Here is a 13352-nt window from a genome sequence, read left to right on the forward strand (position 1 = left end):
CCCGACGGAGACGCCGTGCCCAGCGACGCCCCTGCCTCCCCGCCCGCCACCCCGGGGGAGACCGTGCCGCTGCGCACGGCGACCCGGGCGTGGTTCCTCATCTCGCTGCAGACCTTCGGTGGGCCGGCCGGCCAGATCGCGGTGATGCAGCGGACGCTCGTCGACGAGCAGCGCTGGATCGGGCAGCGCCGGTTCCTGCACGCGATGAACTACTGCATGCTGCTGCCCGGCCCGGAGGCGCAGCAGCTGGCGACCTACGTGGGGTGGCTGCTCAACGGCGTCCGCGGCGGGCTGATCGCCGGTGGGCTGTTCGTGCTGCCCGGCGTGGTCGCGCTGCTGGCGCTGTCCGGGGTGTACGTGGCCTACGGCGACACGACCGCGGTCGGTGCGGTGTTCGCCGGGCTCGCCCCCGCGGTCGTGGCGATCGTCGTCCAGGCGGTGGTCCGGGTGGCCAAGCGGGCGCTGAACAGCACCGCGCTGGTGGCCATCGCGGTGGCTGCCTTCCTCGCGCTCGCGCTGTTCGGGGTGCCGTTCCCGGTCGTCGTCGCGCTCGCCGGGGTGGCCGGCTGGGCGCTGGCCCGGCGGCGTCCCGGGTCGGTGCCCGAGGGGCCCACCGACAGCGCCGACGACGGCCCGGCACCGGTGATCAGCGACGACGTGCTGCACACCGAGCGGCCCTCCACCCGGCGCAGCGTGCGGGTGCTGGTGATCGGCCTGCTGGTGTGGAGCGCGCCGGTGCTCGCGGTGCTGCTGCTCACCGGCCGGGACAGCGTCTTCGCCCAGCAGGGGCTGTTCTTCTCCGGGGCCGCGGTGGTGACCTTCGGCGGCGCGTACGCGGTGCTGGCCTACGTCGCCCAGCAGGCGGTGCAGGTCTACGGCTGGCTGGCGCCGGGGGAGATGGTGCGCGGTCTGGCGCTCGCCGAGACCACCCCCGGGCCGCTGATCATGGTCGTGCAGTTCGTCGCGTTCCTCGGCGCCTACCGCGACCCGGGGTCCCTGGACCCCTGGGTCGCCGCGGTCCTCGGCTCGTTCCTGGTCGTCTGGGTGACCTTCGTGCCCAGCTTCCTGTTCGTGCTGCTCGGCGCGCCGTACATGGAGCGGCTGCGGGGCAACCGGTCGCTGTCGGCGGCGCTGACCGGGATCACCGCCGCGGTGGTCGGGGTGATCGCCAACCTGGGCCTCTACTTCGCGGTGCACACGCTGTTCCGCGACACCGTCTCCGTCGACGCGTCGGTGCTGGCGCTCGAGCTCCCCGACCTCACCGAGCCGCGCTGGGTGGCGTTCGCGATCGCCGCGGTCGCCGCCGTCCTGCTGTTCCGGGTGAAGTGGTCGGTGCTGCGGACGCTGGGTGTCTGCGCCGCCCTCGGGCTCGTCGCCGGGCTGGCCGGGCTGCCGGTCGGCTAGCGCTCGCGGGCGGGCAGCAGGCCCTCCTCGTGGTCCAGCTCGCGCTCCAGGATCCGCAGCCCCTCGTCGGGCAGCCGCGCGCCGTCGCGCCAGCGCAGCAGCTCCTCGCGCTGGGCGGCGATCACCGCGCGGCGCAGCCGCAGCGCCGCCTCGTAGGTGGGGGACAGCGGGATGTCGCCGCCCTCGGCGCTGCTCAGCACGTCCAGCCGCTTGCGGTAGCGGTCCAGCCGGCCGCTCAGCTGCGCCCGCAGGTAGCCGATCGCCTGGTCGTCGACGGCGTCGTGCTCCTCCGACTGCAGCGACTCCAGCCGGGCCAGCCCGGCCTCTGCCGCGGCGATCCGGGCCTGGTTGCGCAGCCGCGCCTCGTCGGCCTGGTCGGCGCGGCAGCCCAGGGCCCGCACCAGCGGGGCGAAGGTGACGCCCTGCCCGACCAGGGTGACCAGCACCGCCAGGAACGCGCAGAACAGCAGCAGGTCGCGGTCGGGGAACGGCGCGCCGCTGTCGGTGACCAGCGGCAGCGTGAAGATCGCGGCCAGGCTGATCACCCCGCGGGTACCGGCCCAGCTGAGCACCACGATCTCGCGGATGCTGAGCCGGCCGCTGAACGGCCCGGTCGGCGGGCCGTCGTCCGCGTCGTCCATCTCCTGCCCACCGAGCTGGCTGTGCGCCCAGCGCGGCAGCGACTCGGTGAGCAGCAGCCACAGCGGCCGGACGAGCAGCACGCAGCCCACGGTGATCGCGGCCGCGGTGACGATCGTGGAGGTCTCGTACTGGCCCAGCCCACGGATCACGGTGGGCAGCTGCTGGCCGATGAGCAGGAAGACGATGCCCTCGAGCAGGAAGTCGACCAGCCGCCAGACGGCGTCGGTCTGCAGCCGGCTGGCCCCCGACGTCCAGTACGGGGTGTTGTGCCCGATGACCAGGCCGGCGACGACCACGGCCAGCACGCCGGAGACGTGCACCGCCTCGCCCAGCAGGTAGGCGACGAACGGGGTGGCCAGCGAGATGGCGTTGGAGGACAGCGGGTCGCGGCGGAGCCGGCGCAGCGGGCGGACGCCGTAGGCCACCACCAGGCCGGCGGCGACGCCGCCCGCGGCGGCGATGACGAACTCGCCGACGGCGGCCGGGGTGGAGAAGCCGTCGCCCTGGGCGGCGGTGACCGCGACGGTGAGCAGGGTGAGCGCGGTCGCGTCGTTGAGCAGCCCCTCGCCCTGGATGAGGGTGATCAGCCGGGGCGGCAGGCCGACCTTGCGGCCCACCGACAGCGCCGCCACCGGGTCCGGCGGGGCGACGGCCGCGCCCAGCGCGATGCCCGCCGCCAGCGTCGCGCCGGTGACGAACAGCGCGAAGCCGGCCCCGATCAGCACCGCGGTGACCAGCACCAGCAGCACCGACAGGCTGACCACCGTGCGCAGGTTGCGCCGGATCGCGGTGAGCGAGGAGTCCAGCGCTGCGCTGTAGAGCAGCGGCGGCAGCACCAGGGTGAGCACGAGGTGCGGGTCGAGCGTCACGTTCGGCCCGGGCAGGAAGGCGTAGCCGATGCCCGCCAGGGTGAGCAGCGCCGCCGCCGGCAGCCCGGTGTGGTCGGCGACCCAGCGCACCGCGACGATCACCGCCACCGCGCCGAGGACCAGCAGCAACATCGTCTCGGCGCTCACCCGGTCAGTCTCCCCGACCGGGTGCCGCGCTCCGGGGAGGTGTGGGTCAGCGGCGGGCGGCCGCCAGCTCCGCGGCGGTCGGCGGGTCGGCGCCGGCGCGGGTGCAGGCCAGCGCCGCGGCGAGGGCGGCGTCGTCGAGCAGCGGCGCCAGCTCGTCGTCCGGCAGGCCGGCGAGCGCGTCGTGGGTCAGCGTCCCGGTGCGCACCAGCCCGGAGAACAGCGCGGCGGCCAGGGTGTCGCCGGCGCCGACGGTGTCCACGACGGCGACCGCCGGGGGCTGCCGGCGGAGCAGCGGCCGGCCGGGGCGGGCGGCCCGCAGCGGCGCACCGCCGTCGGTGACCACGACCAGCGCCGGCCCGTCGTCGGCCCAGCGCAGCGCGGCCTCGTCCAGGTCCGCGCCGGGCTCGAGCCACTCGAGGTCCTCGGCGCTCACCTTGACCAGGTCGGCGGTGCGGCGCAGCTCCTCGATCCGCGCCCGGACGGCGTCCTCGTCGCCCATCAGCGAGGCGCGGACGTTCGGGTCGAAGCTGACCAGCGCGCTGCCCTCGGCGCGCACCCGGCGCACCAGCCCGGCGATGGCGTCCGACCCGGGCGGCGTCCAGCTGGAGATGGAGCCGATGTGCACGACCCGGGTGCCGGCCGGCCAGTCGCGGGCCAGCTCCTCGGGGGTCCACTGCCAGTCCGCGGCGCCGACGGTGTGGAAGGAGTAGCCGGCCGACCCGTCGTCCCGCAGCTCGACCACGGCCAGGCTCACCGGCTCAGGCGCGTCGACCATCGCGTCGGTGGCCACGCCGTTGCGGGCTGCGTGCCCGCGCAGCAGCGAGCCGAACGGCCCGGGGCCCACCCGGGACATCAGGTGCACCTCGTTGCCCAGGCGGGCGGCGGCGACGGCGACGTTGAGCGCGTTGCCGCCGGGGAAGGCGGTGTACTGCGGTGCGCCGGCACCGGCACCGGCGGCCACCGGGATGAGGTCGACGACGAGCTCGCCACAGACGGTGATCACGGCCACACGGTAGCTGCGGGCTCGTGCGCGGTCGCAGCGCCCGGGGAGCACGCACAGCGACGGCACAGCGGACGACCAGTACCGGGACATCGGCCGCCGGTTCCCTGAGGCCTGCGCGTCGCCGTGCGTCCACCGCACGGCCGTCGCGGGTCCACTGAACCGTCACCCGAGGGAAGCCGATGTCCCCGTTCCTCCTGCCCGCCGCCGACCTCGTCGCGATCACCCTGCTGACGTTCGGCGTCTACTTCCCCCGGCACCGCCGGCGCGACCTGGTGGTCGCCTACCTGGCGGTCAACGTCGGCGTGCTCGCCGTCGCGAGCGTGCTGGCCGACAGCACGGTCGGCGCGGGGCTGGGGCTGGGGCTGTTCGGGGTGCTGTCGATCATCCGGCTGCGCTCGACCGAGCTGGACCAGCACGAGGTCGCCTACTACTTCTCCGCGCTCGCCCTCGGCCTGCTCGGCGGGCTCGGCTCCACCTCCGCGCTGCCGCTGATGGCCCTGGTCGTCGCCGTGCTGTACCTGGCCGGGCACCCGCGGCTGCTCCGCCGGCACCGCCAGCACGCGATGGTGCTGGACCGCGCCTTCACCGACGAGGCAGCGCTCACCGCGCACCTGGAGGGCGTGCTCGGCGCCCGGGTGCACCAGGTGACCGTGCAGCGGGTCGACCTGGTGAACGACACCACGCTGGTCGACGTCCGGTACCAGGCGGTCGACCGGCTCGGTGAGCACCGGGCGGCGGCCGTCGCCGCCGGGTTCCCGGCCGGCACCGCCGCCCCGGCCCCGCTCGGCTCGGTCGCCCGGTGACGGCGCTCGCCGCCGTCGCCGGCCTCGCGCCGATCACGCTCGAGGAGCTGGTCGAGCAGGCCGCGCTGCAGACCCGGGTCGACCGCAAGTACGTCGTGCCGGTCACCGTCGCCGAGCAGCTCGTGGCCGGGCTGGCCGGCTGCGCCCGGGTGCTGGACGTCGGCGGTCGCCGCGACCTCGGGTACGCCTCGCTGTACTTCGACACCCCCGAGCTGACCAGCTACCTGCTGGCCGCGCGGGGCCGGCGGCGCCGGTTCAAGGTCCGCCGCCGCACCTACGCCGACACCGGGCAGTCGTTCCTGGAGGTGAAGACCCGCGGCGGCCGGGGCTGCACCGTCAAGGAGCGGACGCCGGACGACGACGGGCACGCCCTCGCCCTGGACGCGGCCGGTCGGCGGTTCGTCGACGAGGTGCTCGGCCGCGCCGGGATCGACCCGGTCGCCGCCGAGCTGGTGCCGGTGCTCACCACCCGGTACGAGCGCACGACCCTGCTCCTCCCCGCACCCGCCAGCCGGGTCACCGTCGACACCGGTCTGCGCTGGGCCGTCCCCGGCGGCCCCGACCTCGGGCTGCCCGGGCTGGCGATCGTCGAGACCAAGTCCAGCTCGACGCCGTCGGTCGCCGACCGCCGGCTGTGGCGGGCCGGCCACCGCCCCAGCCGGGTCTCCAAGTACGGCACCGGACTGGCCGCGCTGCACGAGCACCTGCCGGCCAACAGGTGGCACCCGGTGCTGCGCCGGCACTTCGACCCCGACCCCACCCCGACTCCCCAGGAGCGCACCGCCTCATGAAGCTCGCCACGATCCGGCACACCCTCTCCGCCGCCGCGCTGGCCGCCGTCCTCGCCGGCTGCTCGGCGTCGGGCAGCACCACCACCGGCACCGCGACCGCCGACACCTCCACCGAGGTGTCGGACGCGGTCGCGGCGAGCGCAGGCACGAGCGTGGCCGACGCCCTCGCCGCGAACGCCGCGACCACCGACCAGAGCAGCGACGCCGGCTACGACGAGGCCGCCGCCGTCGCGGTGGACCTGGGGGCGGACTCCACCGACGCGGCCGGGGTGGTCATCGCCGACGGCACCGTGACCATCACCGCCGCCGGCACGTACGTGCTCAGCGGCACCCTGGCCGGTCAGGTCGTCGTCGACACCGACGGCGCGGCGACCCTGGTGCTCGACGGGGCGGACGTGACCTCGGAGACCACCGCGGCGCTCGCGGTGATGAACGCCGAACGGGCGGTCGTCGTGCTGGCCGACGGCTCGACCAACTCGCTGGCCGACGCCGCCGAGTACGCCTCGGCCGACGAGGAGCCGAACGCCGCGCTGTACAGCGCCGCCGACCTGACCCTCACCGGCACCGGGGAGCTGACCGTCACCGGCAACGCCAACGACGGCATCGCCGGCAAGGACGGGCTGGTCGTGCAGTCCGGCACGATCACCGTCGACGCGGTGGACGACGGCATCCGCGGCAAGGACCACCTGGTGGTCCGCGACGGCTCGGTCACCGTGACCGCCGGTGGTGACGGGCTCAAGGCCGACGACGCCGAGGACGAGACGGCCGGCTACGTGCTCGTCGCCGGCGGCACGGTCGACGTCACCGCCGGGGGCGACGGCGTCCAGGCATTCACCGACGTGGTCGTCTCCGGCGGCACGCTGGACGTGACCGCAGGTGGCGGGAGCTCGGCGACCGTCGCCGACGACGCCTCGGCGAAGGGGCTGAAGGGCGAGGTCAGCGTGGTGGTCGGCGGCGGCACGGTGTCCGTCGACGCCGCCGACGACGCGGTGCACAGCAACGGCGCGGTGAGCGTGCAGGACGGGACGCTGACCCTGGCCAGCGGCGACGACGGCGTGCACGCCGACACCGACCTGACCGTCGCCGGCGGGACCGTCACGGTGATCGGTGCCTACGAGGGGCTGGAGAGCGCGGCGGTGACCATCGCCGGCGGGGACGTCGACGTCACCGCGAGCGACGACGGGATCAACGTCGCCGGGGGCAACGACAGCTCGGCGGAGCAGGGCCCCGGCGGTGCGGGCGACGCGTTCGCCGCGACCGGCGACCTCCTGCTGACGATCAGCGGCGACACCCTGGCCGTCGACTCCGGTGGCGACGGGCTGGACTCCAACGGCTCGGCGGTGATGACCGGCGGCACGGTGACCGTGAGCGGGCCGACCGACGCGGGCAACGGCGCGCTGGACGTCAACGGCACCTTCGACGTCTCCGGCGGGACGCTGCTGGCCGCCGGCAGCTCGGGGATGCTCGTCTCGCCGTCGACCGACTCGGCCCAGGGCTGGCTCGCCGCCGTGCTGACCACGACGGCGTCGGCCGGCGACACGGTCGAGATCGTGGCGGGCGACGGCACCGTGGTCGCCAGCTCCACCGTCGCGAAGGACGCCCAGTCGGTCGTCTTCTCCTCGGCCGACGTCACGACGGGGGAGACGTACACGGTCACCGTGGACGGCGCGGACGCCGGCACCGCGACCGCCGGCGAGGCGGCCGAAGGCGGCATGGGCGGCGGTGGCATGGGCGGCGGTGGCCCGATGGGCGGCCGCCCCGGCGACAACTGAGCCGGCCGGCGCGGTGCCGGAACCGGGGGACCCGGCGCCGCGTTGGGTCTCAGGCGGGGCTCGGACGCCCTGCCGTCCCCGACCAGAAAGAGCCATGAGCCCCAGTCACAGTCCCCAGGCCACGCACCCCGCCTCCGCTGAGGGGGTGCGTGGCCGGTGACCGAGGTCCTGTCCCTGTTGCTCGGCGTGGTGGTCGTGCTGGCGATCACCGTCGTCACCGGGTACTTCGTGGCCCAGGAGTTCGCCTACATGGCGGTGGACCGGGCGACTCTGGCCGCTCGCGCCGCGGACGGTGACAGCACCGCCGCGCGCGCCCTCGCGGTCACCCGCCGCACCTCCTTCATGCTCTCCGGCGCCCAGCTGGGGATCACCGTCACCGGCCTGCTGGTCGGCTACGTGGCCGAGCCCCTCATCGGGGACTCCCTGGGCGCGCTGCTGGGCGGCGTCGGCATCCCGACGGCCGTCAGCGTCGCCGTGGGTGCGGTGCTCGCCCTGCTGTTCTCCACCGTCGTCCAGATGCTGTTCGGCGAGCTGTTCCCCAAGAACCTGGCCATCGCCCGCCCCGAGCCGGTCGCCCGCTGGCTGGGCACCTCGACGACGGTCTACCTGAAGGTCTTCGGACCGCTGATCTGGGTGTTCGACCAGGCGTCGAACCTGCTGCTGCGGGCGTTGCGGATCGAGCCGGTGCACGACGTGGAGCACGCCGCGACCGCCCGCGACCTCGAGCACATCGTCGAGGAGTCCCGGGACAGCGGTGACCTCCCGGCGGAGCTGTCGATGCTGGTCGACCGCATCCTGGACTTCCCGGACCGGACCGTCGAGCACGCCATGATCCCGCGGCCCCGGGTGGGCACGGTGGCGACCACCGACACGCTCGGGACGCTGCGCACGCTGATGAGCCGGGGCCACTCCCGCTACCCGGTGTCCGACGCCGGCGACGTCGTCGGCGTGGTGCACCTGGCCGACCTGCTCGCCACCCCGGAGCCGGACTCGGCGCCGGTCACCGCCATCGCCCGCGAGTGCCCGGTCGTCTCGACGTTCACCCCGCTGCCCGACGCCCTGCGGCTGCTCACCGAGACCGGCGAGCAGCTGGCCTGCGTCATCGACGAGTACGGCGGGTTCGCCGGGGTGCTCACCCTGGAGGACCTGGCCGAGGAGCTCGTCGGCGAGATCACCGACGAGCACGACGCCGACGTCGACCCGGCGTACGTGCCGGTCGAGGGCGACGGCGTGTGGGAGATGGCCGGCGACGTGCACGTCGACGAGGTGGAGCGCTCGCTCGCCGTCGACCTGCCGCGCGGCCCCTACGAGACGATCGCCGGCCTGGTGATCGCGGCGGCCGGGGAACTGCCCCAGCCCGGCGCACGGCTGACCGTCGAGCTGCCGCCCGACCCGGGCGACCTGGTCCACGACGACGACCCCCGGCCCCGGCTGCTGCACGTCGAGGTGCTGGCCGTGGAGCGGCACGTGCCGGCGCGGGTGCGGCTCGAGCTGCCCGACCGCGCCCTGTCCGGTGCGGCCGCCACCGCCGAGGAGGGCTCCCGATGAGCGACGACCCGCGGGTGGTGATCGCCGCGACGGTGGTCATCGTCGCCCTGTCCGCCTTCTTCGTCGCCGTCGAGTTCGCCGCGCTGGCGGCCAAGCGGCACCGGCTGGAGGAGGCGGCGCCGACCAGCCGGTCGGCGCGGGCCGCGCTGCGCAACTCCGCGGAGCTGACCCTGCTGCTGGCCGGCTCGCAGCTGGGCATCACCGCCGCCACCCTGGCCCTCGGCGCGATCAGCAAGCCGGCGGTGCACCACTGGCTCACCCCGTTGTTCGAGGACTGGGGGCTGCCGGTCGTCGCCGCCGACGTCGTCGGCTTCGTGCTGGCGCTGCTGGTCGTGACCTTCGTCCACCTCGTCGTCGGCGAGATGGCGCCGAAGTCCTGGGCGATCGCCCACCCGGAGCGGTCGGCCACCCTGCTGGCCGTGCCCATGCGGGCCTTCATGGCCCTGTTCCGGCCGGTGCTCCGTGCGCTGAACTCCGCCGCCAACCGGCTGGTGCGCGCGGTGGGGGTGGAGCCGACCGACGAGCTCGCCGTCGGGCACAGCCCCGACGCGCTGCGGCACCTCGTCGAGCACTCGGCGAACGTGGGCGCTCTCGACGCCGGCTTCTCCGCCCAGATCTCCGGCGCGCTGGAGCTGGAACGGCTCACCGTCCGCGACCTGCTCACCGCCGGGGCACCGCTGGCCGCGGTGCCCGCGGGCGCCACCGTGGGCGACGTGCGGGAGGCGACCCGGCGCACCGGGCACCTGCGCATCCTGCTCGGCGACCGGGCGCAGCTCACCGGCGTCGTGCACGTCCGCGACACCCTCGCCGCCACCGCCGGGGAGCCGGCGGCTTCCCTCGCCCGCCCGGTGTTCGCGCTCCCGGCCGGCACGACCGTGCACGCCGCTCTCCGGTCGATGCGGGAGACCCGCAACCACCTCGCGGTCGTCACCGACGGCGGTGCGGTCCTGGGGGTGGTGACGCTGGCGGACGTGCTGCGCCGGCTCCTCCCGCAGCCGGGGGTCGTGGCCGCGACCGGCTGAACGGACCGGGGCGGCGCCGGTCGTGCTGGTCCGCGGGAGCTCGTGCTCTGCTCACCCCTGGGGAGCAGAGCACGAGCGTCGACGGTGGGTCTGCCCTCAGAGGTCGTTCGGGTAGACCACGCCGAGCTGGGCGCGGACGCCGTCGAGCAGCCGCATCGTGGCCAGCGAGTGCTCCAGCGGCATCACCGGGCTCTCGGCGAGCCCCTGCTGCAGGCACCGGGTCACCTCGCGCAGCTCGTGCACGTAGCCCGACCCGATCAGCTCGAACTCCTCGGTGCGCACCTCGGCGTCACCGGCCTGCACGTCCAGCCGGGTGGGCCGGTAGACCGAGTCCGGGCCGGTGGCCCGCACCCAGCCCTCGCTGCCGCAGACCATCGCGGTGTGCGGCGAGCGGGCCAGCAGCGACGTGGTCAGCTGCGCCTGCGCACCCGAGGCGTAGGAGAGCGTGAGCGCGTTCTGCGCGTCGACGCCCTCGGCGTTCAGCGTGCCGACGGCGGACACCGAGTCGGGCAGGCCGAGCGTGCCCCAGGCCCACAGCAGCGGGTAGACGGCGAGGTCGAGCAGCGCCCCGCCGCCGTCCGCCCGCGCCCAGATCCGGGCGGTCGGGTCGAGCGGCGCGGGGAACGCCACCTCGGCGGTCACCCAGTGCACGGTGCCGATCTCGCCCGAGGCGGCGATCTGCAGCGCCCGCTGCATCGCCGGCAGGAACCGGGTCCAGAGCGCCTCCATCAGGAACAGCCCGCGCTCCCGCGCCAGGTCGACCAGCTCCTGCGCCTCGCGGGCGTTGATGGTCACCGGCTTCTCGCACAGCACCGACTTGCCCGCGGTCAGCGCCGCCCGCACCACCTCGGCGTGCTGCGCGTGCGGGGTGGCCACGTAGACGACCTCGACCTCGGGGTCGGCCAGCAGCGCCTGGTAGCCCAGCTGCTCGCCGGTGTCGGAGTACGACGCCGCGAAGCCGAACTGGTCGGCGAACGCCGCGGCCTTGTCCGCCCGCCGGGAGCTGACGGCCTGCAGGACGGCGTCGGGCAGCTGCGCCAGGTCCGCGGTCACCGTGGCCGCGATCGCGCCGGTGGCCACCACGCCCCAGCGGACCGGCCGGCCGGTCGCGGTGCGCGGGTCGGCGTCGAGCAGCTCGGGACGGGCGATGAAGGGGGAGGTCACGCGCTCACGCTAGGGGAGCGCTCCCAGCCCCCGCGCACCGTGCGGCTGGCTACCGTGCCGGGATGAGCGAGATGCAGGTGCAGCCGTGGAGCGCCGGCACGTGGACGACGCCGCCGGTGGCGGTGACCGAGGACGGGCCCGACCTGCTGGTCACCGCCGCTCAGGGAAGCGACGCCTGGCGGCACACCAGCTACGGCTTCGTGCACGACGACGCGCACGCGCTGCTGGCCCCGCTGCCGTCCCCCGGCGCGGTCGAGGTGACCTTCGACCTCGGCTGGGACGGCCAGTTCGACCAGGCCGGGCTCGTGCTGCGGGCCGACGCCGAGACCTGGCTCAAGGCCGGGGTCGAGTTCTCCGACGGCAGCCCCCAGGTCGGCGCCGTGGTGACCCTCGGCCGGTCGGACTGGTCGGTCGCGCCGGTGCCGGGGTGGGCCGGCCGCCGGGTGACCGTGCGGGCCAGCCGGGCCGGCGACGCGGTCACCGTCCGGGCCCGGGTGGACGACGAGCCGTTCCGCCTCGTCCGGCTGGCGTACCTCCCCCCGGACGTCGCGGTGCAGGCCGGGCCGTACTGCTGCGCCCCCACCCGCCCCGGCCTGGTCGTGCGGTTCCGCCGGTGGGCCACCGGACCGGCCGACACCGCGCTGCACTGAGCCGCCGTCCCGCTGGACGGCGCCGCCGGCATGCCCGCCGTCGCCGGCGCGGTGGTCGCGCACCGGGCGTGCGCCCTCAGCCGCGCTCCAGCACCCGGCGCAGGAAGGTCCCCACCCGCTGCAGCGCCGCATCCGCGGCCGGGTCGGTGCCGTGGTGCAGCTGGAACACGTGGGTCGCCCCGGCCTCCACCTCGAGGGTGACGGGGACGCCGGCCGCCGCGGCCCGCGCGGCCAGCCCGGTGGCGTCGTCGAGCAGGACCTCCGCCGAGCCGACCTGCACCAGCAGCGGCGGGAGGCCCCGCAGATCGGCGAAGAGCGGGCTGACCAGCGGCTCGCCGACCCCGGCCGCGCCGGCGTACTGCGCGGCTCGCGGAGCGAGGGCGGCCGCCGAGAGCACCGGGTCGAGGGCGGCGCGCTCGTGGTGGCTGGCACCGGACAGGGTGAGGTCGGTCCACGGCGAGAACACGACCGTGCCGGCCGGCTGCGGCAGCCCGCGGTCGCGGAGCACGACCTCGAGCGCCAGGGCCAGCCCACCCCCGGCCGACTCGCCGACGACGACCACCTGCTCCGCGCGGACCCCGGAGGCCAGCAGCGCGACGTAGCAGGCGACCGCGTCCTCGACCGCAGCGGGGTGCGGGTGCTCGGGCGCCAGCCGGTAGTCGACCACCACGGCCCGGGCACCGCCCGCCCGGGCGACCGCCGAGGCCAGCCGGACCGACGCGCGCGCCGACCCCACCACGTAGGCGCCGCCGTGCAGGTACAGCAGCACGCCGCCGGGGTCGGGTGCGCCGTCGACGCGGACGTCGACCACCGGCACGCCGCCCAGGTCGGTGGTGGCCGCCCGGACGTCGGCCTTGGCCGGGGTGGCGGTCAGGAACGCATCGAAGGCGGCCCGCGCGAGGGCGAGGTCACCGGTGAGGTCGAGAGGGGCAGGCCGAACGGTGTCCATGGTGTCCTCCTCCAGGGGGGCGTGACCGCCCCGCTCGGTACGGTGAAGCCGATTCCAGGAAACAATCTTCCGCGTAATGCATTCTGTCAACGAGGAGGCCGCGTGAGCACGGACGAGCTGGACCTGGTCGACGTCCTGGACAGGTTCGTCCGGCTGGAGACCGTGCTGTGGAACGCCCTCGACGCCCGGCTGGTCGATGCCTCGGACGTGACGCTCGGCCGGCTGCAGACGCTGCGCGTGATCCAGCGGACGCCGGACTGCCGGGTGCACGACGTGGTGCAGCAGCTGGCCATCACGGTGGGCGGCGCGAGCAAGGCGGTCGACCGGATCGAGGCCGCGGGCCTGTGTCGCCGCCGGGCGCACCCCACCGACCGGCGGTCCTCGATCCTGGAGGTGACGCCGGCCGGTGAGCGGCTGATCGCCGACGGCACCGCGCTGCTGCGGGCCGAGCTCACCCGGCGGATGGGAGCCGTGCTGCCCGACGGGACGCTGCGGGAGTTCGCCGCCGTCGTCGACCGGCTGCTGGCCGCACACGACGACATCGAGGCAGGCGGCTGACCGGCCATGCCCGCAGCGGTGCGTCCCGAT

12 protein-coding genes are annotated in these 13352 nt (G+C 75.5%); 8 read left to right on the plus strand and 4 right to left on the minus strand.

Features of this window, described 5'->3' with window-relative positions; all coding sequences use genetic code 11:
- Positions 1–15: 15 nt before the first annotated feature.
- Positions 16–1404 (plus strand): chromate efflux transporter, encoded by a 1389-nt coding sequence (chrA, locus tag FHX36_RS03765; protein ID WP_110551866.1) that lies wholly within the window; start codon positions 16–18, stop codon positions 1402–1404.
- Here the strand turns inward: chrA and FHX36_RS03770 are convergent.
- Together FHX36_RS03770 and FHX36_RS03775 are read right to left on the minus strand one after the other, a co-directional pair.
- Positions 1401–3062 (minus strand): Na+/H+ antiporter, encoded by a 1662-nt coding sequence (locus tag FHX36_RS03770; protein WP_183513504.1) that lies wholly within the window; start codon positions 3060–3062, stop codon positions 1401–1403. The genes chrA and FHX36_RS03770 overlap by 4 nt on opposite strands.
- A gap of 46 nt (positions 3063–3108) precedes the next feature.
- A complete protein-coding gene (locus tag FHX36_RS03775; RefSeq protein WP_343056565.1) occupies positions 3109–4065 on the minus strand; it encodes a PfkB family carbohydrate kinase in 957 nt (318 codons plus the stop codon).
- Between the two features lie 179 nt (positions 4066–4244).
- Here FHX36_RS03775 and FHX36_RS03780 point away from each other — a divergent pair, with 179 nt between their 5' ends.
- The 5 genes from FHX36_RS03780 (at position 4245) to FHX36_RS03800 (ending at position 10001) form a co-directional block, all read left to right on the plus strand.
- Positions 4245–4868 (plus strand): DUF4956 domain-containing protein, encoded by a 624-nt coding sequence (locus tag FHX36_RS03780; RefSeq protein ID WP_183513507.1) that lies wholly within the window; start codon positions 4245–4247, stop codon positions 4866–4868.
- Positions 4865–5659 (plus strand): polyphosphate polymerase domain-containing protein, encoded by a 795-nt coding sequence (locus FHX36_RS03785; RefSeq protein ID WP_110553332.1) that lies wholly within the window; start codon positions 4865–4867, stop codon positions 5657–5659. The genes FHX36_RS03780 and FHX36_RS03785 overlap by 4 nt, the downstream gene beginning before the upstream one ends.
- Positions 5656–7431, plus strand: a complete 1776-nt coding sequence (locus FHX36_RS03790; protein ID WP_110553331.1) for a carbohydrate-binding domain-containing protein — start codon at positions 5656–5658, stop codon at positions 7429–7431. The genes FHX36_RS03785 and FHX36_RS03790 overlap by 4 nt, the downstream gene beginning before the upstream one ends.
- Positions 7432–7587: 156 nt before the next feature.
- A complete protein-coding gene (locus tag FHX36_RS03795; RefSeq protein WP_110553330.1) occupies positions 7588–8979 on the plus strand; it encodes a hemolysin family protein in 1392 nt (463 codons plus the stop codon).
- Complete coding sequence (locus FHX36_RS03800) at positions 8976–10001, plus strand: hemolysin family protein (RefSeq protein WP_110553329.1); 1026 nt, start codon at positions 8976–8978, stop codon at positions 9999–10001. Before FHX36_RS03795 ends, FHX36_RS03800 begins: the two co-directional genes overlap by 4 nt.
- Before the next feature lie 96 nt (positions 10002–10097).
- On the opposite strand, the gene FHX36_RS03805 is transcribed toward FHX36_RS03800, so the two are convergent.
- A complete protein-coding gene (locus FHX36_RS03805; RefSeq protein WP_110553328.1) occupies positions 10098–11165 on the minus strand; it encodes a Gfo/Idh/MocA family protein in 1068 nt (355 codons plus the stop codon).
- Between the two features lie 62 nt (positions 11166–11227).
- Between FHX36_RS03805 and FHX36_RS03810 the strand changes: the two genes are divergently transcribed.
- On the plus strand, positions 11228–11815 hold the full coding sequence (locus tag FHX36_RS03810) for a DUF1349 domain-containing protein (protein WP_110553327.1): 588 nt from the start codon (positions 11228–11230) through the stop codon (positions 11813–11815).
- Positions 11816–11891: 76 nt separating this feature from the next.
- Here FHX36_RS03810 and FHX36_RS03815 read toward each other — a convergent pair whose 3' ends face one another.
- Complete coding sequence (locus tag FHX36_RS03815; RefSeq protein ID WP_183513508.1) at positions 11892–12764, minus strand: alpha/beta hydrolase; 873 nt, start codon at positions 12762–12764, stop codon at positions 11892–11894.
- Positions 12765–12866: 102 nt separating this feature from the next.
- Here FHX36_RS03815 and FHX36_RS03820 point away from each other — a divergent pair, with 102 nt between their 5' ends.
- Positions 12867–13322, plus strand: coding sequence for a MarR family winged helix-turn-helix transcriptional regulator (locus FHX36_RS03820; RefSeq protein WP_220035764.1), 456 nt, complete (start codon positions 12867–12869; stop codon positions 13320–13322).
- The last annotated feature ends 30 nt before the right edge of the window (positions 13323–13352 follow it).

Origin of the sequence: Modestobacter versicolor (assembly GCF_014195485.1) — a bacterium.
In the GTDB taxonomy this organism is placed as follows: Bacteria; Actinomycetota; Actinomycetes; order Mycobacteriales; family Geodermatophilaceae; genus Modestobacter; species Modestobacter versicolor.